The following is a 25,836-nucleotide window of genomic DNA, read 5'->3' on the forward strand; positions in this document are numbered from 1 at the left end:
CTTGAAATTTCCGATCAACAGGATAGAGCTAGTTTAGTGTTCCGCCCTGTCATTTGGCGCAATTGAAAAAAGGCGGGGGGCTTGCGCCCCTCGCCCTTCTGAAAGGCACGTCAAAACTAGCCCGCAATACGGCACGCGTCAATGGTGACATTTCGCCCGTAAGGTGACGTCAAGAATGAACCATTTTCTTCATCGCCCTCAATAAAGCCCGTCGTGAATTCACGCTCGACCGTTCCTTCAGAGCCGGCCACATTGGTAGTTACCTTCACTGCATAATCAAGCCAAGTAGCCACATTTTGCGGGTACTCAATCTGAATAGTTGTTCGGCCATTAGAGCCAGTGGTACGAGAGCCCACATATGAAATGATGATGTCTGCCTTGCGAGGTGTCAGCACTTGATCTCTGTTGATATCCTCGCCCGCATCAAGCAGACCATTGCGGTTGGTGTCTTCGTTATTACAGAAAAACCGGGCGCCCGTCAGTGTTCCTTTTCCATAACGAAGAAGATCGACACTGGCCGAAATTTGAGCACCAGAGACTGCATTACCTGCAGCGTCAGCGACAGCCACATCGAACTTCTTGATATAGGTAAGGTTGTCACCACCCTTGGCCATCTCGTTGTTGGAGCCCAACGTGATAGAGAGCGGTTCAGCAGCAACCGTCATCGTGGCAGTCATCGAATTAGCACATGCACCATTCGCAATATCAGCATCGGTCGTACCGTAGCAGGCGCGAATTACTACACCATTGGTTGGACTTGAACGGGTTCCCGCAACATAGTCGGCATTCGCAACCCCATTAATGTCCGTGTAAATAACCGCGTCTCCGGTAGACAAAAATTCGCCCGCGCCCAAGCCGGGCGCAACTATTGAAAAACGCACTCGCACATTGTTGATAGCTTGATTTGACGCATTCTGAAATAGTGCTTTGATGCCGGCACGATTAACCGCAGCTCCGGACGCATTGGGAGCAATCGTATTAGGTGTGATAGCCAAACTAGCAGCACTGATTATTCCGACGGCCGAAGGCACCCCACCTGTCGCGCTTACCACTTGGACGTCACGTCGAGAAGTTACGCCACCTCCAGTGACATCTACCGTGTAGTTCCCGGTTGCGGTAGGCGCTGCAGCCAGTTCCGCGGTAGCCACACCCGCTGAATCCGTCCTCACTGTGCCACTGAAGCCCAAGCTTCCGCCCAGAGCGACCGAGGCGTTTCCAATTCCTGCATTATTGACATCGGTCAATTTGATAGAAAGTGTCACTTTGGCGCCTGGGGCTGGCGCGCCAGGAACAGAGGAAACGGTGATCTGGCTACCTGTCACAGGAAGAACCCCTGCGGCAGTCTTTCCACCCAGAGTAAGCGTAAAACCGATATTGCGATTGGCCTTGTTGCTGCCAGTAGATATCTTTCCGGATGCTTTACCTGTCGTGTCCGTCGTGGCAACGACCGGTGTATAGATACCAGAATCTGTATTCACTGCCAAAGCAGCACCCGCAACCGGATTGTTGGCACTGTCAAGCGCCGTCACTGTAAGTGTGGCCTCATCAGACCCAGAATTAGTGACAGCGCTTTTATCCAGTTGAAAATCTAAACTAGCGACTGGCCTGACTCCGTTATCTGGATTGTTTGGGTTTGATCCAGAGCTACCGCCCCCGCCGCCACAACCTACCAGCACTACAGCAGACAGCGCAGCTACAAATTTACAAAAGTTTTTCATTATTAAATCCACCGATTAACGAACCGGACCTTTGTCCGAAATCACCTTAGGCGTGATAAACACCAACATCTCACGCTTGGTCGACTCTCTGGTGCGGCTCTTGAACAAATTACCCACCACTGGCACATCGCCCAGCAGAGGGATCTTGTTTTCCTGATTGGTCTCTTCCATTTCAAAGATACCGCCAATCACCACAGTGCCGCCGTTTTCGACCAGCACCTGCGTCTTGATGTGCTTGGTGTCGATGGCCACGCCCTGGTTAGTACTTTCACCGCGACTGTCTTTGTTGACATCGAGATCCAGAATGATGTTGCCTTCAGGCGTGATTTGCGGAATCACTTCAAGCTTGAGCACTGCCTTCTTAAAGGCAATGGTTGTCGCACCATTTGGAGCCGTCACAGAGTACGGATATTCGGTACCTTGTTCGATCAACGCCTTGGTTTGGTCAGCAGTAATCAGGCGAGGACTCGAAACGATCTTGCCTTGGCCATCCGCCTCCATGGCGGAAAGCTCAAGCGTCAGGAACCGGTTAGCGGCTGAATTAAAGATAGACAGGGCAAAGGTACCCACGCTCGCCACATTGGAAACAGAGGCTGGCAAGTTAACAAACGAGCCGCCCACGTTCACTGGTGAACCAAAACCTGAGGAATTGACCGCGTTCTCGTAACCAGTGCCCACCGCCACACGGTTGCCGCCACCAATTCCATAACCCCCATCTCCACCCCGGTTGGCACGCAGATCACCTCCACCCAGCCGCACGCCCAACGACCGACCGAACGAATCCCGCGCTTCAACGATGCGCGCCTCAATCATCACTTGCCGCACAGCCACATCCAGCGTCTGCAGCAACAGTCGAACTTCTTCGAGCTTGCTCGACGTATCGGTGACAAAAAGTTGATTCGTGCGTGGCTCAGCCAACGCACTACCTCGCTCAGAAAGAAAGCGATTGTTTTGACCTCCGGAACCACCTCCCCCACCGCTGCTGGTAGTTAACTGAGTCACCATATCGGCCGACTTTGCATAGTTCAACTGATAGGCCTGTGTCCGCAATGGCTCCAGCTTGCGAATAGCTTGCGCCGCTTCGTAATCCTTACGTGTGCGCTCGTCAATTTCGTCCTTGGGAGCGATCCACAGCACCGTGCCGGATTTGCGCATGCCCAAACCCTTGGCATCCATGATGATCTGCAGCGCCTGATCCCAAGGCACATCTTTAAGGCGCAAAGTCAGGGCACCCGTCACGGTATCGGATGTGACGATGTTGAAGTTGGTGAAGTCAGCAATTACCTGCAGCAGTGACCGTACTTCGATGTTCTGAAAATTCAGCGACAGCTTTTCTCCGCTGTACCCCGGACCTTGAGTCAGCTTGCTCAGGTCAACCTTCTTCTGGCGTACTTCCACAACGAACTGGCCGTCGCTTTGGTAGGCGCTGTGCTCCCAGTCACCCGTAGGATCGATCACCAGACGGACCCGCTCGCCCTGTTGCGATGCAGTAATGGTCTGCACCGGCGTGCCGAAGTCAGTCACGTCGAGACGACGCCGCAGGCCTTCTGGCAGAGAAGAGCGCATGAACTCCACTACCAGAGACTTACCCTGCTGCCGCAAATCAACGCCGACCTGGTTATTGGCCAGACCCACAACGATGCGCCCGGCACCGTCGTTGCCTCGGCGGAAGTCGAGGTCACGCAGTGCCAACACATTGTTGTTATGGTCTTCGGCGAACACCGTGGGTGCCGCCTGCGCGACGCTTGCGCCGGAACTCACGGGAGTCAATGAAACCAAAAGCGTCTTGCCTTGCAATTCGGCCTGGTAGGCGGTGGGCTGCTTGAGATTCAACACCAACCGTGAGCGGTCACCCGCTTCGACGATGTTCGCCGACTTGATGTTGCCTTGGTTGATCTCGATCAGAGATCGACCCGTGCCATTGGACACACCCGGAAAATCCAGGGCGATACGTGCGGGCGACTGAATGGCAAAACCCGATGGAATGGCAGCAAGCGGCTCGGACAACTCGATCCGCACAGTCTCCCCGCCCCCCTGCAGCACACCGGTCACGGATTCGATGGATCCTTTGGCATACGCAAAGGTCGTCATCAGTACAGCCCCAGCCATTAGGGTCGCAACACGAAGACACCCGAGCAATGGGCGATTATTGTGGTTCATTCCTTACCTCTTTCCCTCTTGCAGGTCCAGTGCGGTCATGCGTTCGATCCAGTCGCCGGTGGTGTCCTGCACGATCTCTCGAATCTGAATTCCTGTTTCGGTGATCTTTACGATCTTTCCGTAGTTTTGCCCTAGGTAGTCACCCACCCGCACTTGATAGAGCAGCTTTTCCACGTTCAGCAACGCGGTGGGCGCTCCTGTCTTGTTCAAGCTGCCGACCATGGACATGGCGTCCAAGGGGTAGGCCTCCAGCGGTTCCTTGCGACGAGCCATCTCGGGAGCCACAAGCGACGCGTTCGTTATCGACTGGGCCGAGTCTCGCCGCAAGGCCTGCGTGAGCTTGGCAACGCTGTAAGGGTCGACGCCCGCTTCGGCCACGTAGTTCTGGGGAATGAACTGCTTCGGTTCGGTCAACGGCGTCACGCGCGAGCGAGTGGTTGCTCGCAATTCGTCCATCCAAACGCGAATTTCGTCTTCACCCGATGGCCCACATCCGGCCAGCAGAACAGTTGCGAGAAACGCGGCCATATATCGTGCAGGTGTCATTTCTTCTTCCCTGCTGCGGCGTCGCGCTGCGCCTGGATTTCCTCGGGATCGAGATAACGGAAGGTTCTGGCCGTAGCGTCCATCGACAAGGTCGTGGAATCCTTGGCAGAAGGCGCAATGGACAAGTTATTGAGCGTGACGATCCGGGACAAGTTGGCGACGTCCGCGGCAAACGAACCGATGTCGTGGTATTTGCCGGTCACCCGCACAGCGATTGGCAATTCAGCGTAGTAATCGCGCACCACGATCTGGCCCGGGCGAAACAACTCAAACTGCAAGCTACGGCCCAAGCCCGCCTGGTTGATATCTGACAACAGAGCCGACATTTCCGCCTTGCTGGGCAACTGCTTTTCCAGCTGTATCACGTACTGCTGGATCTGTTCTCGCTGCTTCTTGAGCGCTTCCAGACTCACTGCCTTGATCAGCTTGGCCTGGTAATCGGCACGCAGGGTCTGCTCTGTAGCACGTTCGGCTTCGAGTTCGGCCTCATAGTCCGTCAGTTTGAAAAACCACAGGAATGTGGCAATGCCCACCGCAATGGCAACGCACAGCAGCGCCCGAGGCACCACCGGCCAGCGGGACGGATCCTTCGGATCCAGGTTCTGGAACTGTCTTTGCAGATCGCTCTGCACCCGGGCGAGGTCGACCTTCGAAGTTTTCTTTTTCGCCATCTGATTACTTCCCTGCCGTACCGTCAGCGCCAGCCGGCGCGCCAGGCTTCTGTACGTCGGTGCTGCGCATCAGACGGAACCGTAAATTGAACGATGCCACCCGCCGCTGATCACGAGGCGTCAGGGCCACGTTGGCCGCGACGATCTCGACCAGTTCTGGTTTGCTGAACCACGGCGTGTTGTTGGTCAAATTGCGCAACATTTCCGAAACGCGCTCGTTGGATTGCGCCATACCTTGCATGGTGACCACTTGCCCATCCTGTTTCAGGCTGGTGATGTACACACCATCCGGCAGTTGCTGCACCAACTCGTTGAGCAAGTGAACCGGCAGGTTGCGATCAGCCTGAAGGTCTTCCACCGCCTTCTGGCGTGCACGTAAAGAAGCGATTTCGCTTTCGATGGAGGCGATTTCCTTGATCTGCCCTTCAAGCACCGCAATTTCACGCTTAAGGAAGGCGTTGCGATCCTGCTGATCGGTGATCATCATCTGGAACCACCAGTAGATGAGCCCGGCAATGGCCAAACCCACCAAGGCCGACGCCAACATGGTCGCCTGATAGGCCTCGCGCCGTCGCTTGCGCGCCGCCTCCCGATGGGGAAGCAAATTGATCAGAATCACTGCAGAAACCTCCGCATGGCCAGGCCGCAGGACGTGAGATACGACGGCGCTTCACGCACCATCTTCTTGAGTCGAACGGAATTGCCTATTTCCATGCCTTCGAAAGGATTGACCGCCGAGCAGGCAAAGCCCGACGTTTTAACCACGGCCTCTGTCAATCCTGGCAGAGGAGCAGAGCCGCCCGCCAGCATGATGTGGTCGACGCGGTTGTGCGGTGTGCTGGTGAAAAAGAACTGCAGCGCTCGGCCGATTTCATGCGCCATGCTTTCAACGAAAGGGCGCAAAACGGCAGACTGGTAGTCTTCGGGCAGATCGCCGCTACGCTTCTTGCTCTCGGCCTCTTCCTGAGAAAAGCCGTACTGCCGGACGATCAACTGCGTGAGCTGAGCACCGCCAAAGGCCTGGTCTCGGTCATAAAGAACTTCCTCGTTTCGAATCACCTGCAGGCTGGTGGTCAGCGCGCCGACTTCGAAAAGTGCCACCAATGAATCTACGCCGCGATTGGGCAACGCCTCGATCAGCCGGCCGGCTGCCAATCGGGATGCGTGCGACTCGATGTCCATGATGACGGGCTTCAGACCTGCGGCTTCCGCCAGACCTTGGCGATCCTGCACTTTTTCACGGCGCGATGCGGCGATGAGTACATCCACATCTCCCGGCGCATTCTTGCTAGGGCCGACCACGCAGAAATCGAGGCTCACCTCGTCGAGCGAAAACGGAATGTACTGATTGGCCTCGGATTCGACCTGCACTTCCAACTCTTGCTCAGACATTCCGCCCGGCAACGAAAGACGTTTGGTGATGACCGCAGACGGAGGAAGTGCCAAGGCCACGTTTTTGGTGCGCGTGCCGCTTTTTTTCACCAGGCGACGCAGCGCTTCAGCCACTTCGTCGAATTTCTCGATGTTGCCGTCGGTGATCCAGCCTCGCTCCAACTGCTCTATGGCGCAACGCTCCAGCACCAGAGCGCCCGCCTTGTCGCGACCTAATTCCACCAACTTCACACTGGATGAGCTGATGTCGATACCCAGTAGGGGCGCCGACTGTCGATTGAACAAAGACCCCATTGAGATCAAAATTAGCCCCTCGTGACACACCCATGCGGCGCAACAAAACCTAACACTTCACATGGATGCTAGCAGTCCGAGATAGACCGGCAAAGTCTTTTGCACCGGCGTAACAAGTTCGTCGTTGTCAAAAGCAGACGATCTCTTCCTACAGGTTGCGCGTGCGGCATGCGGCATGTATGCGATCCAACGCCCATGCAGGGGCCTGTTACACCGCCAGCGCCCAGCATGCGCAGCCATTTTTATAATGGCGGGTTCACTTCTTAAAGCGCTACATGCCGCCTCCAGCCAAATCACCTCCCACCACCCCACCGTCGCGGCCTGCATGGCTACGCGGCCTTTTGCTTGCGCTTGCGTGGTTGGTGGGCCTGGGGGCCGCAGTCGGCCTTGCCGGCGTGCTCACTGTGGCGGTGGCGCTGGCCGTGGCCTATCCCAACTTGCCTGATATCTCCGACCTGGCCGACTACCGCCCCAAGCTGCCGCTGCGGGTGTACTCCACGGAAGGAGCGCTGCTGGGTGAGTTTGGCGAGGAACGGCGCAATCTGACCCCCATCCAGGACATCCCCAAGGTGATGACGGATGCGGTGCTCGCCATTGAAGACGCCCGGTTTTTCGAACATGGCGGTGTGGACTACAAGGGCGTGGTGCGTGCGGCGCTCGCCAATCTGGGGCGAGTGAAGAGCCAGGGAGCTTCCACCATCACGATGCAGGTGGCCCGTAACGTGTACCTGTCGTCAGAAAAGACGTTCACCCGGAAAATCTACGAAATATTGCTGACATTCAAGCTCGAGCATTTGCTGACCAAAAATCAGATTCTCGAGATCTACATGAACCAGATTTATCTGGGCAATCGTGCGTACGGTTTTTCTGCGGCTGCAGAAACCTACTTCGGCAAACCGCTGAAGTCCATTTCCATCGCAGAGGCGGCCATGCTGGCCGGTCTGCCCAAGGCACCCTCTGCGTACAACCCGATCAGCAACCCCAAGCGCGCCCGCATCCGCCAACAATACATCATCGAGCGCATGCAAGAGAACGGGTTCATCACAGCAGAGCAGGCCTCCGCCGCCAAGGCGGAAGATCTGAAGCTGCGGTCCGGCACGGACAGCACACGCATTCACGCTGAGTACGTGGCGGAAATGGCCCGCCAGCTGATCTTCGCGCAGTATGGAAACGAGGCGTACACCCGTGGGCTGAACGTATACACCACGCTGAACGCGGGCGACCAGGAAGTGGCTTACACCGCGCTGCGCAAGGGAATCATGGATTACGAACGCCGCCAGCACTACCGCGGCCCTGAGAAGTTCGTGACGCTGCCCGACGATGCGCAAGAAGCAGAAGACGCCATTGACGACGTGCTGGCAAGCCACCCGGACAACGGTGACGTGCTCTCTGCCGTGGTGCTGCAGGCCAACGCCAAGAAAATCGTGGCAGCCCGCGCCAATGGCGAGCCGTTCGAGATTACCGGCGACGGGTTGAAGCCGGTCCAGTCGGGCCTGAGCGACAAAGCACCACCCAACATCAAGATTCGCCGCGGCGCCATCATCCGCGTCGTTCAAACACCCAAGAAGACCTGGGAGGTGACGCAGCTTCCGGAAGTCGAGGGTGCCTTCGTCGCCGTGGATCCGCGCACAGGCGCCATCAAGGCCCTGGTGGGCGGGTTCGATTTCGACAAGAACAAGTTCAACCATGTGACGCAGGCCTGGCGCCAACCCGGCTCCAGCTTCAAACCGTTCATCTACTCAGCAGCCCTTGAAAAGGGCTTCACGCCGGCGACCGTGATTAACGACGCGCCCTTGTTTTTCAGCGCTGGTGTCACCGGCGGCCAGCCGTGGGAGCCAAAAAACTACGATGGCAAGTACGACGGCCCGATGACCATGCGCACCGGGCTTGCCCGCTCCAAGAACGTGATCTCTATCCGCATCCTGCAGGCAGTCGGCCCCAAGAACGCCCAGGAGTGGGTTTCCAAGTTCGGTTTCGACGCCGAAAAGCATCCGCCGTATCTCACCATGGCTCTGGGCGCTGGATCAGTGACCGCCATGCAAATGGTGTCGGCCTATTCCGTGTTTGCCAACGGCGGCTATCGCGTCAATCCGTACCTCATCAGCCGCGTCACGGATCACAAGGGCCGCATTCTTTCGGACTTCCAGCCCCCGGCGACCACTGAGAACCCTCGCGCCATCGAGCCGCGCAATGCGTTCATCACCAACAGCCTTCTGCAGGAAGTGACGCGTTCCGGCACGGCTGCCCGCGCGCAGGCCACGCTCAAGCGCCCCGACATCTACGGCAAGACCGGCACGACCAACGACGCCGTCGATGCCTGGTTCGCTGGTTTTCAGCCCACCATCGCGGCCGTGACTTGGATTGGCTATGACACCCCACGCAACCTGGGCAGTCGTGAAACTGGCGGCGGCCTCAGCCTGCCGATCTGGATCAGCTTCATGGAACGTGCGCTCAAGGGCGTGCCTGTGGCCGAGCCGTCAGTGCCACCGGGTGTAGTGAACGTGGGTGGCGAGTGGTTCTATGAAGAGTACGCACGCAATGCAGGCGTCGCGAGCGTCGGCATGGAAGACCATCCGGCCCCTGGTACCGCACCCGCCGCTCCACCGCCGGCCGAGGAACGCAGCCGCATCCTCGATTTGTTCCGCAACTGATCTGCCCGGGCGCCCTTGTCAGCAGGGGCGCTCGGCGCTCACCGCGTAACCGTGGCGCCGGACCAGGCTTAACCTTCGAAGCGCAATGGAATGCCAGCCTGCAGGCTGGCGTTTTCATTCAGCGTTGCAAAGAACTCACTGCCGCCCTTCGTGTCCTGCCACTGGGCACCATCAAAACGGTAGTGATACCCGCCCGTGCGGGCCGCCAGCCAGATCTCGTGCAATGGCTTCTGCTGGTTGATGACGATCTGGCTGCCGTTGCCGAACGTGATCGTGATCATTCCACCCACACGCTGGGCGTCCAGATCTGCATCGGTGTCATCGTTGATCCGGTCGCACGCCTCCTCCACCGTGAGCAGGAGTTTTTCAGCGTGATCGAGGAATTCGAGGTCCGTCATTACAATTTGCTTATGTTGAGAGCTTCCCAAATTCTAGTCAGGACGATTGCCCTTGCTGCAAGCGCGGCGGCAGTTGCCGGATGCGGTCAGCGCGGGCCGCTGTTTCTACCCACAGAGCCGGCCGCTGCCCAGCGCGCCACCTTGCCGCAAACGCTGAACCCGTTCCTGCAGGAGCAGCAACAACCTGCAGCCCCCGGGAGCGCGCAGGCAGCGCCCGCACCCTTCGCTCCCGCCTCCTCCGCCCTGCCCTCCAAGCCATGACGACGCCCTCTCCCCTGCCCGGCCACCCCCATATTGCCTACCGCAACGACGCCCTCTTCATTGAAGACATTGCGCTGAGCGAGCTGGCCAGCCAGCACGGCACCCCGCTCTACGTGTATTCCAAGGCGTCGATGCTGTCGGCGCTGGCCGCTTACCAACGCGGCTTTGCTGGGCGCAAGGTGCAGATCTGCTACGCGATGAAAGCCAATTCGTCGCTGGCGGTGCTGCAGCTGTTTGCACAGCAAGGTTGCGGTTTCGACATCGTTTCGGGCGGTGAGCTGCAGCGCGTTCTGGCAGCGGGCGGCGATCCGCGCAAGATCATCTTCTCCGGCGTGGGCAAGACACGCGCTGAAATGCGCGAAGCGCTGGCCACCGGCATCGGCTGCTTCAACGTCGAGAGCGAATCGGAACTCGACGTGCTGAGCGAAGTCGCCGTGGCCTCGGGCACGCAGGCGCCGATCAGCATCCGCGTGAACCCGAACGTGGACCCGAAGACCCACCCGTACATCTCCACAGGCCTCAAGGGCAACAAGTTCGGGGTCGCTCATGAGCGCACCGTGGCTGCCTACCAGCATGCCGCGTCGTTGCCGGGCCTGAAGGTGGTGGGCATCGACTTCCACATCGGCTCGCAGATCACCGAAGAAACACCTTATCTGGACGCCACCGACCGCCTGCTGGACCTGGTGCAGGCCATCGAGGCGGCCGGCATTCCCATCCACCACATCGACTTCGGCGGTGGCCTGGGCATCAACTACAACGGCGACACCCCGCCCGAGGCCGATGCCCTGTGGACCAAGCTGCTGGCCAAGCTGGACGCGCGCGGCTATGGCAGCAGGCAATTCATGATCGAGCCGGGCCGCTCGCTGGTGGGCAACGCCGGCGTGTGCCTGACCGAAGTGCTCTACGTGAAGCCTGGCGAGCAGAAGAATTTCTGCATCGTCGACGCCGCAATGAACGACCTGCCCCGCCCTGCCATGTACCAGGCGTTCCACGCCATCGTGCCGCTGCAAGCCAGTGCGTCACCGTCTTCGCAGACACAAGCGCAGATCTACGACGTGGTGGGCCCGGTGTGTGAAAGCGGCGACTGGATCGGCCGCGACCGCACCCTGGCAGTGCAACCTGGCGACCATCTCGCCGTGCTCTCGGCAGGCGCCTATTGCAGCTCGATGGGCAGCAACTACAACACCCGCGCCCGGCCCGCCGAGGTGCTGGTGGACGGCGCCGCGGCGCACCTGATTCGCGCGCGCGAAACGGTGAGCGATCTGTTCCGCGGCGAGAAACTCATCGCGTCCTGACACTTGTCACGCGCCCTCTTGATGGGCATCAAGAAGGCGCGGGCGGTGCGGTTCTACAGTGGTTATTTCCACTGAAAAGAAGACCGCCGCCATGGCCCAGCAACCCGTCGAGCTGTATCGAGATGCGCAGCATGCCTGCCTGATGTTCTCGGATTTGATCGAGGAAGACGGGCAGGCCGTGCAGGCCAACCAGTTCCTGATCGTGGACGGCGATACTGGCGCCATCATCGACCCCGGTGGCAACCTCGCGTTCAACGAGTTGTTCATCGGAATGAGCCAGCACTTTCCGCCGCACAAGCTCTCGTACCTGATCGCATCCCACGCCGACCCGGACATCATCGCGTCGCTGGACCGCTGGATGACCAGCACCCGCGCCACTTTGGTGATCTCGCGCGTCTGGGAACGCTTTGCGCCCCACTTCACCAAGGTCGGCAAGACCGAGAACCGCGTGATCGGCGTGCCAGACGGCGGCGGCCACCTGCCGCTGGGCCGGCACGAGTTGGTACTGCTGCCGGCGCACTTCCTGCACTCGGAGGGCAACTTCCACTTCTACGACCCGGTCAGCCGCATTCTCTTCACGGGTGACTTGGGCGTGTCGATGACCAGCGGCTCGGAAGCGCGTGTGCCTGTCACCGACCTGGCGCCGCACATTCCGCGCATGGAAGCCTTCCACCGGCGCTACATGGTGTCCAACAAGATCCTGCGGCTATGGACCCGCATGGCGCGTCAGCTGGACATTGCCATGCTGGTGCCACAACACGGCGCACCCATCATGGGAAAGACAGCCATTGGAGATTTTTTCGACTGGGCCGAGAACCTGCAGTGCGGTATCGACCTCTTCGACGAGCGCGCCTACCAGTTGCCGACAGCGCGCATCGACCCTGTTCCACGCAAGACATCAGGACGGTGACGGACTGCGCTTGAATTTATAGTCAAATAGACCTCTAGCGCCCGTCCATTAAGCGCAAGCAGCTATTATTTTAATAGCATCAGGTTTTGGGCTTGCGGGCGCTCTTGCGGTGCCAGACCCGCCACGCCAGCAGCGCGCCGATGATGGCCGCGTAGATGGCCACCTCGCCGAAGTGATTCTTGCCGGCGCGCATCCAGAAGAAATGCAGCAGGGCCAGCCCCGCGACCGCATACACCGCGCGGTGCAGCGCCTGCCAGCGCTTGCCGCCCAGCCAGCGAATGGCGCGATTGAACGAGGTGGCGGCCAAGGCCAGCAACAGCACGAACGCCAGCATGCCCACCAGAATGAACGGGCGCTTGATTACATCGCGCACGATCTCGTCCACCTCGAACCCCATGTCGAACCAGCTGTAGCACAGCAGATGCAGCACGGCGTAGAAGAAAACGAACAGCCCCAGCATGCGGCGAAAGCGCGCCAGCGGCGTCAGGCCGAACTGCACGCGCAGGGGCGTGACCGCCAGCGCCACGCATAGCAGGCGCAAGGTCCAATCGCCCGTTGAGCGGATCAATGCTTCGGCCGGGTTGGCGCCCAGTTGGTTGGCCACCGCGCCATAGACCAGCCAGGCCAAGGGCAACAGGCACAGGGCGAACACGGCCGGCTTGGCGACCGGGTGCATCAACAGTTTTTTCATGCGGTGGGGTGGCGGGCCAGGCCGCGAATGCAAGAAGCAGGCCGCGCGCCGGCGTGCTCGTCAGAAGTTCTTCTTCAAGTCCATGCCGGCATACAGCTGCCCGACCTGCGCCTCGTAGCCATTGAACATCAGCGTCTTGCGCTTCTTGGCGAACAGGCCGTCTTCGCCGATGCGGCGCTCGTTGGACTGGCTCCAGCGCGGGTGGTCGACGTTGGGGTTCACGTTCGAATAAAAGCCGTATTCCTGCGCAGCGGCCTTGTTCCAGGCAGTGCCCGGCTCTTTCTCGACAAAGCGGATCTTGACCAGGCTCTTGGCACTCTTGAAGCCGTACTTCCACGGCACCACCAGCCGCACCGGCGCGCCGTTCTGGTTGGGCAATACCTCGCCATACATGCCGAAGGTCAGCAGCGTCAGCGGATGCATTGCTTCGTCCATCCGCAGGCCCTCGGTGTAGGGCCAGTCCAGCACGCGCGAGCCCACGAAGGGCATGGTGGCCTTGTCGGCGAGCGTGACGAATTCAATGTACTTGGCGCTGCCCTGCGGCTCCACGCGCTTGATGAGTTCGGCGAGCGAGTAGCCCACCCACGGCACCACCATCGACCAACCCTCCACGCAACGCAGCCGGTAGATGCGCTCTTCCTGCGGGCTCAGCTTGAGCAGGTCTTCGAGGGCAAACTTGCGCGGCTTGTTAACCAAACCTTCCACCTCAACCGTCCAGGGCGACGTCTTGAGCGTGTGGGCGTTCTTGGCCGGGTCGGCCTTGTCCACGCCGAACTCGTAGTAGTTGTTGTACGTGCTGGCGTCCTTGTAATCGGTCAGCTTGTCCATGGTGACCGCGCCGGCCACCGATGACTTGGCGCCAGGCAGCGCCGCCAGCTTTCCCGGGCGGGCCACCTGCTGAGCGAATGCTTCGCGACCAGCCCACGACGCCAGCGTAGCGCCTGCGGCGCCCGTAGCCATCCACCGCAACATATCGCGGCGCCCCTCGTAGGCGGCGCGCGGCGTGATCTCGCTGGCGTGGGGATGGTCGAAGCCGTTGTTGCGAGGGGGAATCAGCATGGGAGTCTCCAGGTCTTGGGACGGCCGCCAGCGCGTGGGCAGCCGCACCGGTCAATCTAACCGAATCTCGCCTGCGCCGCTTGGCCCTCAGGTCCGCAGATGCGGTGGTCTTATTCCTACGTCCCAAATGCCGCGCCAGATCACCCGCGCTGCGGCGACTGGCGGGTGCCTGCCCCAATCACAGCGTGCCGTAGCTGTGCAGGCCGCTCAGGAACATGTTCACGCCCAGAAAAGCGAAGGTTGTCACGGCCAGCCCTACCAGCGCCCACCAGGCCGACAAGGTGCCGCGCAGTCCTTTGAGCAGCCGCATGTGCAGCCAGGCGGCATAGTTCAGCCACACGATCAGCGCCCAGGTTTCCTTCGGATCCCAGCTCCAGTAGCCGCCCCAGGCCTCGGCGGCCCACAGCGCGCCCAGCACGGTCGCAATGGTGAAGAACGCAAAGCCCACCGCAATGGACTTGTACATCATGTCGTCCAGCACCTCGAACGACGGCAGCCGCGCCGCGATGTGGCGCCTTCCCAGCAGAATGCCGGCCACGATCAGCGCAGAAATACCGAAATACACCATCCAGTAGCCGCCGCCGCTGCCGTCCGCACCGCCTTGGCGGAACACTATCGGCTCGAAACACAGCACCACGCCCAGCAGCCACAGCGGGGCGAGCTTCCACCAGCGCGTTTCGGTCGCCTGCTGCTTGATCAGATACGCGAAGGCCACCATGGCCGCGAGTGCAAAGGTGCCGTAGCCGATGAAATTGGCCGGCACGTGCAGCTTCATCCACCAGCTTTTCAGTGCGGGCACCAGCGGCTGAATCTCGTGCGCCTCGCGCACCACCGTGTACCAGAGCAGAAAGCCGACCGCGGCGCTCACCACCAGCATGACGAAGCCGCCCAGCGCACGGGTCTTGTACTGCGCCTCGTAGTAGAGGTAGAACGCCGCCGTCATCCAGCAAAACAACACGAACACTTCGTACAGGTTGCTGACCGGAATGTGGCCGATGTCCGGCGCGATCTGGTAGCTCTCGTACCAGCGCACCATGGTGCCGATCAGCGCCATGGCGATGGCCACCCAGGCCAGGCGCGAGCCGATCAGCATCATCGTCTGGCCCTCGCCGCGCGAGAACATGCCGATCCAATAGAACGCCGTGCTCATGAAAAACAGCATGCTCATCCAGAGGATGGCCGACTGGCTCGACAGGAAGTATTTCAGCGCGAACACCGTGTCGGCGCGCGCCAAATCGCCACCGTCGCCGCTCTGGTAGAGCCAGATGGCCAGCAGCGAGCACGCCGTCACCGCCAGGCTCAGCACGCGCAGCGGCCGCCAGAACCAGCCCAGCCACACCATGCTTGGAATGGCCCCGATCAGGATGCCCTTTTCGTACCCGTCCATGGCCATGCCGTAGCGCTGCAGGGTGAAGAGCGCGCCGACGGTGACGATGGCGGCGAACAGCCAGTCGAAGGCGCTGCGGCGCGCAAGGAACCCCTCGTTCAACGTGACCGTCGTGGTGGCGGTATTCATGCGGTGTCTCCATGGGGCGGTGCCCCGATGAGTTTTCGGGTCAGCTGGCCGAACTCGCGGTCGCCGTCCATCGTTTTGCGGTTGGTGGAAAGCGCCATCGTGGCATGCGCTCCATCGCCCTGCGGCGCCAGCCAGATCCAGATGCGACGCTCGCGCACGTACAGCATCGCGAAGATGCCCAGAATGAGCAGCAGGCAGCCCAGGTACACCACGTTCTTGCCCGGCGCACGCGCCACCTGGAACACGCTGGCCTGCACCTGGTTGAAGTCTTTCAGCTCGAACGCCACCGGCGCCGGGTAGATCTGCGCGTCGCTCAGCGACAGCACGGCCTGGGTCATGAAGGCCTGGGTTTTCGCGTCTTGTTCCAGCGGTGTCTGGCCGGCGCGCTGGCGCGTCAGTTGCGCCAGCTCGAACAGCGTGCCGTTCAAGATGCGCACCAGCACCTCGCCCGCACGGGCGCGCTCGGCCTCGGGCACGTTGGCTTCCATGAAGTCGGAAATCGCCTGCAGGCCGCCGGCGCTGCTGCGGCCTTGCGCGGCGGGCATCGCACCCGCAAAGAGTGCCAGCGCCCGCACCGCGGACTGCGTCAGCTGCTCGGCCAGCTCGGGCCGCGACGCGTCCACCGCCAGGGCGACATAGCGCTTGACCGCCTGTTCCCGCAGCGCAGCATCGGCCAGCGCCATCCGCATGCGCACGAACCCGTCCATGCTGCCCTGGTCGTCGGCAGGCACGCGCAGGTAGCGAAACGGCTCCGATGGCGTTTCACGCACGCCCAGCAGATAGACAGGCTGGCCGTCGCCCGTGTCCACCGGCAACATGAAGTTGTGGAATTCGCGCGCCTGGCCGGAAGCATCGCGCAGCTTGTAGGTGATGCTAGGGCCCACGTTGCGCAGATCGCGCGGCGTCAGCGTCTTGTTGCCCGCACCCAGGCGTGACTCGATGGATGCGCGCAGGTCGACCTTGCGCACGTCGACGGCAGAGCCACCGGCTCCCACATCCTTCGCATTGCTGAAGTTCTCGACGTTCAGCACGCGCAGCGCGGCGTATTCGAGCGTCAGCGGCTGCCCCATCGACGCCTGAGGCAGGGGCGAATTGCCGCCGATCACGCCCTGGACGTCGAACGGCTGCACGCCGGCCACCAGCGGGCGCGCCCGCAGCGTGACCTGCGAGCCACCGTCGTCGAAGCTCGACTGGTAAATCTCGATGCCGCGGTAGCTGGCCGGGTGGTTCACCTCCACGCGCGCGGGCGTGGCCTGGCCGGTGGCCTTGTCGTGAATGACGATCTCGCTGGCGAACAGCTTGGGCATGCCGGTGGAGTAGTGCTCCACGATGAACTTCTTGAGTTCGATGGCGAAGGGCAGCTCTTGCAGCAGCACGCCGTCGGACTGGTTCAGGATGGCGATGCTCGACTGCGTGCCTTCGGCCACCAGCAGGTTGCCGCGGAAGGTGGGGTTGCGCTCGGACAGGCGATGCTCGGGCTTGACTTCCGAGATCAGGCCGCCGCCCGCATAAGGCGTCTTGCCACCCATCCACATCTGCGCGCGCACGATCAAGTCGCCGTCCAGCAGTCCGCCCAGGCAGATCAGCACGATGGCGCTGTGCGCCGCGATGTAGCCGATCTTGTTGGCCGCGCCGGCCTTGGCCGCCACCATCCAGCCACGGCCGCTGCGCTCTTGCAGCTTGACCTTCCAGCCGCCCGACACCAGCAGCGCGCCCAGGCGGCGTGCGGCGGCCTCGGGCGCTTCGGCGAGGTCGTTTTCGGCGCGATGGGAGAAGGCGCTCAGGCTCTGCTCGCGCAGGCTTTCCTTGTAGTTGCGCAGATCGGCCAGGTAGCGCGGTGCGTTGCGCGCCACGCACAACGAGGTGCTCACCACCAGAAACGCCAGGATCAGCAGAAACCACCAGGCGCTGTAGACGGCGTTGAGCCGCAGCGCCAGGAACACATCCGCCCAGAACGGGCCGAACTGGTTCACGTAGTTCACGGCCGGCTCGTGCTGCTTGAGCACGGTGCCGATGACCGATGCGATGCAGATCACCGTCAGCAGCGCGATGGCGAACCGCATCGACGACAGCAGCTCGATCGCCGCGCGCAGCGCCTGCGAGCGGGACTGAAGGCGGATGCCGTGGGTGGGGTCAGACATGGAACAGAGAAAGGGGAGAGATGGAAGGGATCAGGAAAGGATCAGCGGCAGGGCCCAAACAACAAGGGCGGGCCATCCGTTCAGATGCGCCCGCCCGTCTTGGGTGGAGATTATCGGCGGTAGGTTCCGCGAGCCCGCCAGCAGAGCCCCTGCGGATTGACGTGCATCAACGCAGGCCGGCGATGTAGTCGGACACCGCCTTGATCTCGCGGTCATTCAGCTTGGCCGCCACCTGGGTCATCTGCAGGCTGTTGGCACGCTTGCCCGCGCGGAATTCGGTCAGCTGCTTGGCGGTGTAGTCCGCGTGCTGGCCCGACAGGCGCGGGTACTGGGCCGGAATGCCGGCGCCATTGGGGCTGTGGCAGCCAGCGCAGGCGGCGATGTTGCGGTCTGCGATGCCGCCGCGGTAGATGCGCTCGCCCAGGCCGACCAGTTCCTTGTCCTTGGCAAACCCTGCCTTGGCGGGCTTGGTGGCCAGCCAGGCGGCGATGTTGCGCATGTCGTCGTCCGTCAGCGCGGAGGCAAAGCCTTTCATGACCGGGTCGTTGCGCTTGCCGGATTTGAATTCCTGCAGTTGCTTGACCAAGTATTCAGGATGCTGCTGCGCGAGCTTGGGGTTGGCCGCAATGCTGGAGTTGCCGTCGGCCGCGTGGCAGGCCACGCACACGGCCGTGAAGCTGGCTTCACCTTTGACCAGATCGGGCTTGGCAGGCTTTTGCGCTGCCGCAGCCGGGGCTGGTGCCTCGCCCGCCGCTTGGGCCGAAATGGCGGGAACTGCCAGCGCGGCAGCCATCAGCAAGGAGGCAAGCAACTTCATATCGAGGGTTTCTTGTTTGTGGTATTGAGGCGCGAAAACCCCACGATTCTACAATCGCCTCCCTTTGCGCCGTATCCCTTCAAACCCCGATTTATGACGACTACATCACATGCGCCAGTTGCTGGCAGCCTTCCGCCCGCACCCGACGCCAAAGTCGCCATGGGCTGGATGCACACCGCGCGCTTCCTGACCACGGCCGCGCAGCTGCACCATTTGCCCAACATCACCGTGCCCGAAATCGCATTCGTGGGCCGCTCCAACGCGGGCAAGTCCACGTGCATCAACACGCTCACCCAGCAAAAGCAGCTGGCCTTCGCCTCCAAGCGACCTGGGCGCACGCAGCACATCAACCTGTTCTCCCTGGGCAAGCAAGGCATCACCGATGCCGTGCTGGCCGACTTGCCCGGCTACGGCTATGCGAAGGTGTCGCGCTCGGACAAGGTGCGCTGGCAGCAGGTGATGGTCAATTACCTGGTCAGCCGCCCCGGCTTGACCGGCATCGTCTTGCTGTGCGACCCCCGGCTCGGGTTGACGGAGCTGGACGAGGCGCTGCTCGAAGTCCTGCGCCCACGGGTCGAAGAAGGCCTGAAGTTCCTCATCGTGCTCACCAAGGCGGACAAGCTCACCCGATCGGAGCAGGCCAAGATCCTGTCGATTACGCGACTGAACGCGGCCGGCGGAGAGGTGATGATGTTCTCTGCCCTGAAGAAACAAGGCGTCGACGAAGTCGCCCAGCTGCTGTGGCAGTGGTCGCACCCGGTGCAAGACCAAGCGCCCGCCCCCGCTGATGCGACCGACGCACCCGACTCGGCCCCTCACGACGAATCAGAACCAAAATAGCCTCCAGCGCTCAACCAGCAAGCGCTGTCAGCTATGGAAAGCATAGCGCAGCATGATAGACACCCTGGACCACGCCCTGCCCCACGGCATCACCCTGCACTGTCGCGTGAGTGGCGACGCGGGGCGGCCCGTCCTGCTGTTTTTGCACGGCTTCCCGGAAGGCGCGTTCATCTGGGACGGCCTGCTGGAACATTTCGCCAGGCCGGAACAGGGTGGCTACCGATGCGTGGCGCCCCACCTGCGCGGCTTTGCGCCGTCCAGCAGCCCGCCGGAGCGCGAGGCGTACCGCGCCAAGCATCTGGTGCAGGACATCGTGGCGCTGATCGCAGCCGAATGCGGCGCCGGCCAGCCGCTGGCGGCGCTCATCGCGCACGACTGGGGCGGTGCGGTGGCCTGGAACGTGGCCAATCAACGGCCCGATCTGCTGCAGCGGCTGCTGATCGTCAATTCGCCGCACCCGGGCGCCTTCCTGCGTGAGCTGCAGCACAACCCAGCGCAGCAGGCGGCCAGCGATTACATGCGCTTTCTCTGCCGACCCGATGCCGAAGCGCTGCTGGCTGAGAACGACTTTGCCCGCCTGTTCGGCTTTTTCGACACGCCGGGCGGCGGCGGCGCCCCCGACTGGCTGACCCCGGCCGTGCGCGATCAGTACCGAGCGCAATGGCAGGGCGGCCTGACCGGCCCATGCAACTACTACCGCGCCAGCCCGCTGCGCCCGCCGCATGCCGACGACCCTGGCGCCGCTGCCGTGCAATTGCCGACGGAGATGCTGACAGTGCAGGTGCCCACCCAGGTGCTGTGGGGCCTGAACGACCCGGCCTTGCTGCCCGGCTTACTGGACGGTTTGAGCGACTGGGTGCCCGACCTGCGGGTGCAGCCGCTGCCCTCGGCATCGCACTGGGTGGTGCATGAGCAGCCGGACGCGGTGGCTACAGCGCTAGCCAGCCTGCTCACCCGCTAGTTGCTACTATATTTATAGCCACTAGCGCTTGATGGATAAGCGCTAGAGGCCTATTTCACTCATAAACCGACGGTGCACCCTCGGGCCGCGTCTTGAAGCGCCGATGCACCCAGTAGTACTGGCTGGGCATGGTCAAAATCGCCGTTTCCAACTCGCGGTTCATGCGGGCCGTGTCCGCCACCACGTCGTCGGTTGGAAAGTGCTCCCACGCGGGCGTCAGCTCGGCCACGTAGCCTTCGGGCGTCATGCGGCTATAGAGGCCCACCACCTTGGCGCGGCCCAGCCGGGCAAAGCGCGACAACGACGGAATGGTCGCCACCTGCGGCACCGCGAAGAACGGCACGAAAAGCGAATCGCCCGCGCCGTAGTCCATGTCGGGCAGCAGGTACAGCAGGCCGCCCTTGCGCAAGCACGAGATGATGGGCTTGACCCCGTCCGCGCGGTTGAGCATCTGCACCTTGCCGAAGCGCTGGCGCCCAGCCATGAACCAGGCGTCCTGCACCGGATCAGGGTGGGTGGCGAAGATCGAGGTGAATTCACGCGGCGTGTTCAGCGGCAGCGCCAGGCCGCCCGCGTCCATGCTGTAGAAATGCGGCGCGAAGACGATGGTGGGCGCGTCGCCCTCCAACTCGTGCAGCGCACCGACGAGCTTTACGCGGCTGCGTACCAGCGCCTCGGAGCCCGACCACAGCCAGCCCCGGTCCAGGAAGGCCTGGCAGAACACCTCGAACGATTCCCGCGCCCAGGCGCGCCGCTGCTCGGGCGCCATGTCGGGAAAGCACACCTCCAGATTGCGCAGCGCCACCTTGCGCCGCCGCGCCGCCAGCACGAACAGCACGCGGCCGATGTACGCGCCCAAGGCGCGCAGCACGGGCAGCGGCAGGCGGCCGAGCAGCCCCAGCAGGGCGATACCGATACGCACCATCACGCGGCGTCTCCACTCGATGCAGGCGATGCAGGCGTTGGTGCTGGAGCCCCGCGCGGCTGCTTGTAGCGCCCGTAGCCCCACAGGTACTGCTGCGGGTCCTGGCGGATGACGTACTCCATCGCCTGGTTGATCTGCAGCACGGCGGCGTCGAGTTCCGGGGCGATCGGCACGCTCAATTCGTCGAAGTGCAGGACATAGCCCTGCCCGCGCGGCAGCCGCTCGCAGCGCGCCAGCACCACGCTGGCGCCCGTCTGCTGCGCCAGCCGGGCCGCGAGAGTCATGGTGTAGGCCTCGCGGCCGAAGAAGGACGACCAGATCCCCAGGCCATGCGGCGGCACCTGGTCAGGCAACAGGCCGACGGCTTCGCCCCGGCGCAGTGCCTTGAGCATCTGCCGCACGCCTTGCAGCGTGGTCGGCACCGCCTCGATGCCCGGGCGGTTGCGCGCGGTCTGCATGATGTCCGCCAGCCACGACTGGCGCGCCGGCCGGTACAGGATGGTGATGGGGCCGTGCGACGGGCTCCAGCGCGCGGCGGCCGCCTGCACCGACAGCTCGAAGCAACCGATGTGCGGCGTCAGGAAGACGAGCCCCTTGCCACGCGCCCAGGCGCGCTCCACGCAGTCGCCGTTGCGGATCTGCACGGGCGGCGATTCGGTCTTGAGCCACAGGCGCGGCATCTCGGCCACCATGCGGCCGGCATGGCCGATGGCGGCGCGCACATCGCCCAGCGCATAGCCCGCCCGCGCGGCGTTGTCGATGAAGCGGCGGCGATAGGTGGGCGATGCGGCGAACACGATCCAGCCCGCTGCGGCGCCCAGTAGATGCGATAGCCACAGCGGCAGGGCCGCAAGGCCGTGGAAGAGAGATCGAAACAAGGATGGCACTAGAATGGCTCGGTCGCTGGGTTAAATGAGCAACTTGCAGGGCGACGTAAAACAATTCTGCTAAAGCGTTCGCCAAAGCTCCCGAGCTGAGGGCAAACGCCCCACACGCTGCAAGTACCGGAGTTTATTCAAATGGCGAACGATTTCCTTTTCACTTCCGAGTCCGTCTCTGAAGGTCACCCCGACAAAGTGGCCGACCAGATCTCGGATGCCATCCTCGACGCGATCTTCGCGCAGGACCCCCGCAGCCGCGTCGCTGCCGAAACCCTGACCAACACCGGCCTCGTGGTGCTGGCCGGCGAGATCACCACCAACGCGCATGTCGACTACATCCAGGTGGCGCGCGACACCATCAAGCGCATCGGCTACGACAACACCGACTACGGCATCGACTACAAGGGCTGCGCCGTGCTGGTGGCCTACGACAAGCAGTCCAACGACATCGCCCAGGGCGTGGACCACGCCAGCGACGACCACCTGAACACCGGCGCCGGCGACCAGGGCCTGATGTTCGGCTACGCCTGCGACGAGACGCCCGAGTTGATGCCCGCGCCCATCTACTACGCGCACCGCCTGGTCGAGCGCCAGGCCCAGCTGCGCAAGGACGGCCGCCTGCCCTTCCTGCGCCCCGACGCCAAGTCGCAAGTCACGATGCGCTATGTGGACGGCAAGCCCCACAGCATCGACACGGTGGTGCTCTCCACCCAGCACCACCCCGACCAGAGCGAAACCCAGACCAAGATGAAGACCTCGTTCACCGAAGCCATCATCGAAGAGATCATCAAGCCCGTGCTGCCCAAGGAATGGCTGCAGAACACCCGCTACCTGATCAACCCCACCGGCCGCTTCGTCATCGGCGGCCCGCAGGGCGATTGCGGCCTCACCGGCCGCAAGATCATTGTGGACACCTACGGCGGTGCCTGCCCGCACGGCGGCGGCGCTTTCAGCGGCAAGGACCCAACGAAGGTCGACCGCTCGGCCGCCTACGCCGCGCGCTACGTGGCCAAGAACATCGTGGCTGCGGGCCTGGCGCGCCAGTGCCAGATCCAGGTGGCCTACGCCATCGGCGTGGCCGAGCCCATGAACATCACGGTCTACACCGAAGGCACGGGCGTGGTGTCGGACGAACGCCTGGCCGCACTGGTGCGCGAGCACTTCGACCTGCGACCCAAGGGCATCATCCAGATGCTCGACCTGCTGCGCCCGATCTACGAAAAGACGGCTGCCTACGGCCACTTCGGCCGCGAAGAGCCCGAATTCAGCTGGGAGCGGACGGACAAAGCTGCAGCATTGCGTGCTGCAGCCGGGCTGTAAAGCCTGCACGTGACAAGCCAGACCCGCACGCCGCCGCGGTTCTGGCACGACAGCGCCCTGCCGTTCGTGGAGAGTCGCAGCGCGGCCAGCAGCCGCGCCTGCTACCGCCCGCACACGCACACCACGCTGTCGATTGGCGTGGTGGATGCGGGCCGCAGCGTGTTCACCTGCGCAGGCCACAGCGTGCCGCTGGCGCATGGCGCCCTGGTGGCCGTACCTGCAGGCTGTGTGCATGCCTGCAACCCGGCGCCCGGAGAGCGCTGGAGCTACCAGATGCTTTATCTCGATGCCGCCTGGGTCGCAGAAACACTGGCAAAGGCCGGCGTGGCTGCTGTTCCAGGCCACGCCTTCGTGGTGCGCCACGCCCCGGCCTATCAGGCGTTTTGCGATCTGAATCAACGGCTCTTTTCACGCGCGCCCGCCGCCGACAAGAAGGCTGCGCTCTCGCACTTTCTCACCGGTAGCGCCTGGCGCCATAGCGCCGCTGCACTGGCGCAGACCGGGGCACAACCGCCGCTCGCCCGCGTACTGGCGCTGCTCCAGGCGCGGTATGCCGACGCGCTTCCCCTGCCCCTGCTGGCCCAGGTCGCGGGAATGACGCCGCACGCGCTGGTGCGCGCCTTTCGCGCGGCCACCGGGCTCACGCCGCACGCCTATCAACTCGACCTCCGCATCAACGCCGCACGCACCCTGCTGCGGGCCGGGGATGCTCCCGCCGCCGTCGCGCAGGATCTGGGCTTCTACGACCAGAGCCACTTCCACAACGCATTCAAGCAGCGTGTGGCAGCCACACCGGGCGACTATCTGCGCTGAGCATCGAGCTTGGTTTCTGCGAGGCTCTGCGAGTCTTCTGCGAGCGCCTTTTTTTCCAATACGTCTGCCCCAGGGCACGCCAGACTGCACGCAGCGCGACATGGGTCGCACCACGCAAAAGGCTTGCATTGCTCGAACAATTTCTGATGGTGGCCGGAGCCCACTTCGTGGCCCTGCTGAGTCCGGGGCCGGACTTCTTTCTGATCGTGCGCACCGCGCTGCTGCAAGGCTGGAGGCGCGCCAGCAGCATATGCCTGGGTGTGGCGCTGGCGAACGGCATCTTCATCGCGTTGGCCTGGGGCGGACTCTCGGTGATCCGTCCCGGCAGCCTGCCTTTCATCGTCCTGCAGTGGGGTGGTTGTCTCTACCTCGGATGGATGGGCGTTGGGCTATTGCAGTCGAAAGGCACCAGCCTGTCGCCCCTGAACGGCATGGACGCCGCCACACGACTGAGTTGGCGTCAAGGCTTGCGGATGGGCTTGGCTTCGGGTCTGCTCAACCCCAAGAACGCCCTTTTCTACGCCAGCTTGTTCACCTTGCTGGGCGGCACTCCCAGCCGCATTCAGGCGATGTATGGGTTGTGGATGGTGTGCGCCGTACTGGGCTGGGATTTGCTGGTCGCCGCGACAGCAGGCCATCGCGCCGTGGTGGAGCGGTTTGCCCGCCATCTGCAGCGCATAGAACGTGCTACCGGCGCGGCACTGCTCGCCATCGCCGTCGGGGTGGCGTGGCATGCGTTGGCCATGCAATAAGCCACACCCGGCAATGCAGCCAATCAGCACCCTCCTACGCAGGCGGCTCCCTCCATCCGACGGGGAAGCCAAGGCAGCGCATGTAACTTGCGTACATACATTTCGCAGTGCCTGCACTGCTGTCCACAAGGAGTTGAACCATGCTGAAGTACGCCATCATCTTTGCTCTCATCGCCCTGGTCGCCGGCGCCATGGGCTTCACTGGCGTGGCTGCAGGCGCTGCGGGCATTGCCAAGATCCTGTTCGTGCTGTTCCTGGTGGTGGCCGTCATCTTCGTGATTCTGGCGGTGTTGGGTGTGGGCGCAGCCCGCAAGGCGCTGAAGTAAGAGTGCAGCCCGCATGACCACTGACATCAACATCTTCGAAGCGCTGCGCGAGAGCCATGAACGCCAGCGCACTCTGGTGCGCCAGGTCAAGGCCACCAGCGGCGATACGCCAGAGCGCAAGTCGCTGTTCGACGAACTCAAGCGCGAGTTGGCAGCCCATGAACTGGCGGAAGACCGCCATTTCTACCGGCTGCTGATGGAACACGACAACGGCATCGATCTGTCGCGCCACGCCATTGCCGAGCACCACGCCATCGACGAATTGGTGGAAGACCTGGAAGCGGCCGACCCGTCGACTTCTTCGTGGTTGGCCATTGCTACCAAGCTGGGCGACAAGGTGCTGCACCATCTGAAGGAAGAGGAAACGCGCTTCTTTCAGATGGCCGGCAAGATGCTGAGCGACACGCAGAAGTCCCGGCTGGCCGGTGACTACCTGCGCACCTACGACGAGGCAAAGTCGGTTGCAGCGTGACGGCGGATCATTGAACTGAACTGGTT

25 protein-coding genes are annotated in these 25,836 nt (G+C 62.3%); 11 read left to right on the forward strand and 14 right to left on the reverse strand.

The window, feature by feature from the left end:
• Positions 1–116 precede the first annotated feature (116 nt).
• From RQI28_RS06510 to RQI28_RS06535, 6 genes are read right to left on the reverse strand one after another with little or no spacing between them, the layout of a single operon-like run.
• The gene (locus RQI28_RS06510; RefSeq protein WP_311221798.1) at positions 117–1,718 is read right to left on the reverse strand and encodes an Ig-like domain-containing protein; all 1,602 of its coding nucleotides are present in this window, start codon (positions 1,716–1,718) and stop codon (positions 117–119) included.
• A gap of 15 nt (positions 1,719–1,733) precedes the next feature.
• The gene (gene pilQ / locus RQI28_RS06515) at positions 1,734–3,827 is read right to left on the reverse strand and encodes a type IV pilus secretin PilQ (RefSeq protein ID WP_311222061.1); all 2,094 of its coding nucleotides are present in this window, start codon (positions 3,825–3,827) and stop codon (positions 1,734–1,736) included.
• A gap of 54 nt (positions 3,828–3,881) precedes the next feature.
• A complete protein-coding gene (locus RQI28_RS06520; RefSeq protein WP_311221799.1) occupies positions 3,882–4,424 on the reverse strand; it encodes a pilus assembly protein PilP in 543 nt (180 codons plus the stop codon).
• Positions 4,421–5,095 carry a type 4a pilus biogenesis protein PilO gene (locus RQI28_RS06525; RefSeq protein ID WP_311221800.1) on the reverse strand — a complete coding sequence of 225 codons (675 nt, stop codon included), beginning with the start codon at positions 5,093–5,095 and terminating at the stop codon, positions 4,421–4,423. The genes RQI28_RS06520 and RQI28_RS06525 overlap by 4 nt, the downstream gene beginning before the upstream one ends.
• Positions 5,096–5,099: 4 nt before the next feature.
• On the reverse strand, positions 5,100–5,714 hold the full coding sequence (locus RQI28_RS06530; protein ID WP_311221801.1) for a PilN domain-containing protein: 615 nt from the start codon (positions 5,712–5,714) through the stop codon (positions 5,100–5,102).
• Positions 5,711–6,790, reverse strand: coding sequence for a pilus assembly protein PilM (locus RQI28_RS06535; protein ID WP_311221802.1), 1,080 nt, complete (start codon positions 6,788–6,790; stop codon positions 5,711–5,713). Before RQI28_RS06535 ends, RQI28_RS06530 begins: the two co-directional genes overlap by 4 nt.
• Positions 6,791–7,056: 266 nt before the next feature.
• Between RQI28_RS06535 and RQI28_RS06540 the strand changes: the two genes are divergently transcribed.
• The gene (locus tag RQI28_RS06540) at positions 7,057–9,432 is read left to right on the forward strand and encodes a penicillin-binding protein 1A (RefSeq protein ID WP_311221803.1); all 2,376 of its coding nucleotides are present in this window, start codon (positions 7,057–7,059) and stop codon (positions 9,430–9,432) included.
• 68 nt (positions 9,433–9,500) lie between these two features.
• On the opposite strand, the gene cyaY is transcribed toward RQI28_RS06540, so the two are convergent.
• A complete protein-coding gene (gene cyaY / locus RQI28_RS06545; protein WP_311221804.1) occupies positions 9,501–9,830 on the reverse strand; it encodes an iron donor protein CyaY in 330 nt (109 codons plus the stop codon).
• A gap of 12 nt (positions 9,831–9,842) precedes the next feature.
• Between cyaY and RQI28_RS06550 the strand changes: the two genes are divergently transcribed.
• From RQI28_RS06550 to RQI28_RS06560, 3 genes are all read left to right on the forward strand, one after another.
• Complete coding sequence (locus RQI28_RS06550; protein ID WP_311222062.1) at positions 9,843–10,091, forward strand: LPS translocon maturation chaperone LptM; 249 nt, start codon at positions 9,843–9,845, stop codon at positions 10,089–10,091.
• Positions 10,088–11,386: a diaminopimelate decarboxylase gene (gene lysA, locus RQI28_RS06555; RefSeq protein ID WP_311221805.1), complete on the forward strand. Its 1,299-nt coding sequence runs from the start codon at positions 10,088–10,090 to the stop codon at positions 11,384–11,386. Before RQI28_RS06550 ends, lysA begins: the two co-directional genes overlap by 4 nt.
• Positions 11,387–11,477: 91 nt before the next feature.
• On the forward strand, positions 11,478–12,296 hold the full coding sequence (locus RQI28_RS06560; RefSeq protein ID WP_311221806.1) for an MBL fold metallo-hydrolase: 819 nt from the start codon (positions 11,478–11,480) through the stop codon (positions 12,294–12,296).
• Positions 12,297–12,375: 79 nt separating this feature from the next.
• Here RQI28_RS06560 and RQI28_RS06565 read toward each other — a convergent pair whose 3' ends face one another.
• The 5 genes from RQI28_RS06565 to RQI28_RS06585 all read right to left on the reverse strand — a co-directional run bounded on the left by RQI28_RS06565 (position 12,376) and on the right by RQI28_RS06585 (position 18,520).
• Complete coding sequence (locus tag RQI28_RS06565; protein WP_311221807.1) at positions 12,376–12,987, reverse strand: protein-methionine-sulfoxide reductase heme-binding subunit MsrQ; 612 nt, start codon at positions 12,985–12,987, stop codon at positions 12,376–12,378.
• 60 nt (positions 12,988–13,047) lie between these two features.
• Positions 13,048–14,046, reverse strand: a complete 999-nt coding sequence (gene msrP, locus RQI28_RS06570; protein WP_311221808.1) for a protein-methionine-sulfoxide reductase catalytic subunit MsrP — start codon at positions 14,044–14,046, stop codon at positions 13,048–13,050.
• Positions 14,047–14,224: 178 nt separating this feature from the next.
• Positions 14,225–15,562, reverse strand: coding sequence for a c-type cytochrome biogenesis protein CcsB (ccsB, locus tag RQI28_RS06575; protein ID WP_311221809.1), 1,338 nt, complete (start codon positions 15,560–15,562; stop codon positions 14,225–14,227).
• On the reverse strand, positions 15,559–17,703 hold the full coding sequence (locus tag RQI28_RS06580) for a cytochrome c biogenesis protein ResB (protein ID WP_311221810.1): 2,145 nt from the start codon (positions 17,701–17,703) through the stop codon (positions 15,559–15,561). Before RQI28_RS06580 ends, ccsB begins: the two co-directional genes overlap by 4 nt.
• A gap of 166 nt (positions 17,704–17,869) precedes the next feature.
• Positions 17,870–18,520, reverse strand: a complete 651-nt coding sequence (locus tag RQI28_RS06585) for a c-type cytochrome (protein ID WP_311221811.1) — start codon at positions 18,518–18,520, stop codon at positions 17,870–17,872.
• 93 nt (positions 18,521–18,613) lie between these two features.
• On the opposite strand from RQI28_RS06585, the gene yihA reads away from it, so the two are divergent.
• Positions 18,614–19,360: a ribosome biogenesis GTP-binding protein YihA/YsxC gene (gene yihA / locus RQI28_RS06590; protein ID WP_311221812.1), complete on the forward strand. Its 747-nt coding sequence runs from the start codon at positions 18,614–18,616 to the stop codon at positions 19,358–19,360.
• A 52-nt stretch (positions 19,361–19,412) separates the two neighbouring features.
• A complete protein-coding gene (locus RQI28_RS06595) occupies positions 19,413–20,321 on the forward strand; it encodes an alpha/beta fold hydrolase (RefSeq protein WP_311221813.1) in 909 nt (302 codons plus the stop codon).
• A 55-nt stretch (positions 20,322–20,376) separates the two neighbouring features.
• Here RQI28_RS06595 and RQI28_RS06600 read toward each other — a convergent pair whose 3' ends face one another.
• Together RQI28_RS06600 and RQI28_RS06605 are read right to left on the reverse strand one after the other, a co-directional pair.
• Positions 20,377–21,246, reverse strand: a complete 870-nt coding sequence (locus tag RQI28_RS06600; protein WP_404976881.1) for a lysophospholipid acyltransferase family protein — start codon at positions 21,244–21,246, stop codon at positions 20,377–20,379.
• Positions 21,246–22,133 carry a lysophospholipid acyltransferase family protein gene (locus RQI28_RS06605; RefSeq protein ID WP_311221815.1) on the reverse strand — a complete coding sequence of 296 codons (888 nt, stop codon included), beginning with the start codon at positions 22,131–22,133 and terminating at the stop codon, positions 21,246–21,248. Before RQI28_RS06605 ends, RQI28_RS06600 begins: the two co-directional genes overlap by 1 nt.
• A gap of 132 nt (positions 22,134–22,265) precedes the next feature.
• Here RQI28_RS06605 and metK point away from each other — a divergent pair, with 132 nt between their 5' ends.
• The 5 genes from metK (at position 22,266) to RQI28_RS06630 (ending at position 25,810) form a co-directional block, all read left to right on the forward strand.
• Complete coding sequence (metK, locus tag RQI28_RS06610) at positions 22,266–23,447, forward strand: methionine adenosyltransferase (protein WP_311221816.1); 1,182 nt, start codon at positions 22,266–22,268, stop codon at positions 23,445–23,447.
• Positions 23,448–23,456: 9 nt separating this feature from the next.
• Entirely contained in the window at positions 23,457–24,260 is an 804-nt protein-coding gene (locus RQI28_RS06615; RefSeq protein WP_311221817.1) for an AraC family transcriptional regulator, read from the forward strand.
• Between the two features lie 128 nt (positions 24,261–24,388).
• Positions 24,389–25,012, forward strand: a complete 624-nt coding sequence (locus RQI28_RS06620; protein ID WP_311221818.1) for a LysE family translocator — start codon at positions 24,389–24,391, stop codon at positions 25,010–25,012.
• A 140-nt stretch (positions 25,013–25,152) separates the two neighbouring features.
• Positions 25,153–25,338, forward strand: a complete 186-nt coding sequence (locus tag RQI28_RS06625; protein ID WP_311221819.1) for a DUF1328 domain-containing protein — start codon at positions 25,153–25,155, stop codon at positions 25,336–25,338.
• A gap of 13 nt (positions 25,339–25,351) precedes the next feature.
• The gene (locus RQI28_RS06630) at positions 25,352–25,810 is read left to right on the forward strand and encodes a hemerythrin domain-containing protein (RefSeq protein ID WP_311221820.1); all 459 of its coding nucleotides are present in this window, start codon (positions 25,352–25,354) and stop codon (positions 25,808–25,810) included.
• Positions 25,811–25,836 lie beyond the last annotated feature (26 nt).

It is taken from the genome of Acidovorax sp. WCS2018Noco2-16 (assembly GCF_031843945.1).
Classification (GTDB): Bacteria; Pseudomonadota; Gammaproteobacteria; order Burkholderiales; family Burkholderiaceae_C; genus Paracidovorax.

What these genes read in the sequence shown, in the direction of transcription:
- RQI28_RS06510 (WP_311221798.1), bottom strand. Translation starts at nt 1,718, where the DNA reads ATGAAAAACTTTTGTAAATTTGTAGCTGCGCTGTCTGCTGTAGTGCTG.
- pilQ (WP_311222061.1), bottom strand. Translation starts at nt 3,827, where the DNA reads ATGGCTGGGGCTGTACTGATGACGACCTTTGCGTATGCCAAAGGATCC.
- RQI28_RS06520 (WP_311221799.1), bottom strand. Translation starts at nt 4,424, where the DNA reads ATGACACCTGCACGATATATGGCCGCGTTTCTCGCAACTGTTCTGCTG.
- RQI28_RS06525 (WP_311221800.1), bottom strand. Translation starts at nt 5,095, where the DNA reads ATGGCGAAAAAGAAAACTTCGAAGGTCGACCTCGCCCGGGTGCAGAGC.
- RQI28_RS06540 (WP_311221803.1), top strand. Translation starts at nt 7,057, where the DNA reads ATGCCGCCTCCAGCCAAATCACCTCCCACCACCCCACCGTCGCGGCCT.
- cyaY (WP_311221804.1), bottom strand. Translation starts at nt 9,830, where the DNA reads ATGACGGACCTCGAATTCCTCGATCACGCTGAAAAACTCCTGCTCACG.
- RQI28_RS06550 (WP_311222062.1), top strand. Translation starts at nt 9,843, where the DNA reads ATGTTGAGAGCTTCCCAAATTCTAGTCAGGACGATTGCCCTTGCTGCA.
- lysA (WP_311221805.1), top strand. Translation starts at nt 10,088, where the DNA reads ATGACGACGCCCTCTCCCCTGCCCGGCCACCCCCATATTGCCTACCGC.
- RQI28_RS06560 (WP_311221806.1), top strand. Translation starts at nt 11,478, where the DNA reads ATGGCCCAGCAACCCGTCGAGCTGTATCGAGATGCGCAGCATGCCTGC.
- RQI28_RS06565 (WP_311221807.1), bottom strand. Translation starts at nt 12,987, where the DNA reads ATGAAAAAACTGTTGATGCACCCGGTCGCCAAGCCGGCCGTGTTCGCC.
- msrP (WP_311221808.1), bottom strand. Translation starts at nt 14,046, where the DNA reads ATGCTGATTCCCCCTCGCAACAACGGCTTCGACCATCCCCACGCCAGC.
- ccsB (WP_311221809.1), bottom strand. Translation starts at nt 15,562, where the DNA reads ATGAATACCGCCACCACGACGGTCACGTTGAACGAGGGGTTCCTTGCG.
- RQI28_RS06580 (WP_311221810.1), bottom strand. Translation starts at nt 17,703, where the DNA reads ATGTCTGACCCCACCCACGGCATCCGCCTTCAGTCCCGCTCGCAGGCG.
- RQI28_RS06585 (WP_311221811.1), bottom strand. Translation starts at nt 18,520, where the DNA reads ATGAAGTTGCTTGCCTCCTTGCTGATGGCTGCCGCGCTGGCAGTTCCC.
- yihA (WP_311221812.1), top strand. Translation starts at nt 18,614, where the DNA reads ATGACGACTACATCACATGCGCCAGTTGCTGGCAGCCTTCCGCCCGCA.
- RQI28_RS06595 (WP_311221813.1), top strand. Translation starts at nt 19,413, where the DNA reads ATGATAGACACCCTGGACCACGCCCTGCCCCACGGCATCACCCTGCAC.
- RQI28_RS06600 (WP_404976881.1), bottom strand. Translation starts at nt 21,246, where the DNA reads ATGGTGCGTATCGGTATCGCCCTGCTGGGGCTGCTCGGCCGCCTGCCG.
- metK (WP_311221816.1), top strand. Translation starts at nt 22,266, where the DNA reads ATGGCGAACGATTTCCTTTTCACTTCCGAGTCCGTCTCTGAAGGTCAC.
- RQI28_RS06625 (WP_311221819.1), top strand. Translation starts at nt 25,153, where the DNA reads ATGCTGAAGTACGCCATCATCTTTGCTCTCATCGCCCTGGTCGCCGGC.
- RQI28_RS06630 (WP_311221820.1), top strand. Translation starts at nt 25,352, where the DNA reads ATGACCACTGACATCAACATCTTCGAAGCGCTGCGCGAGAGCCATGAA.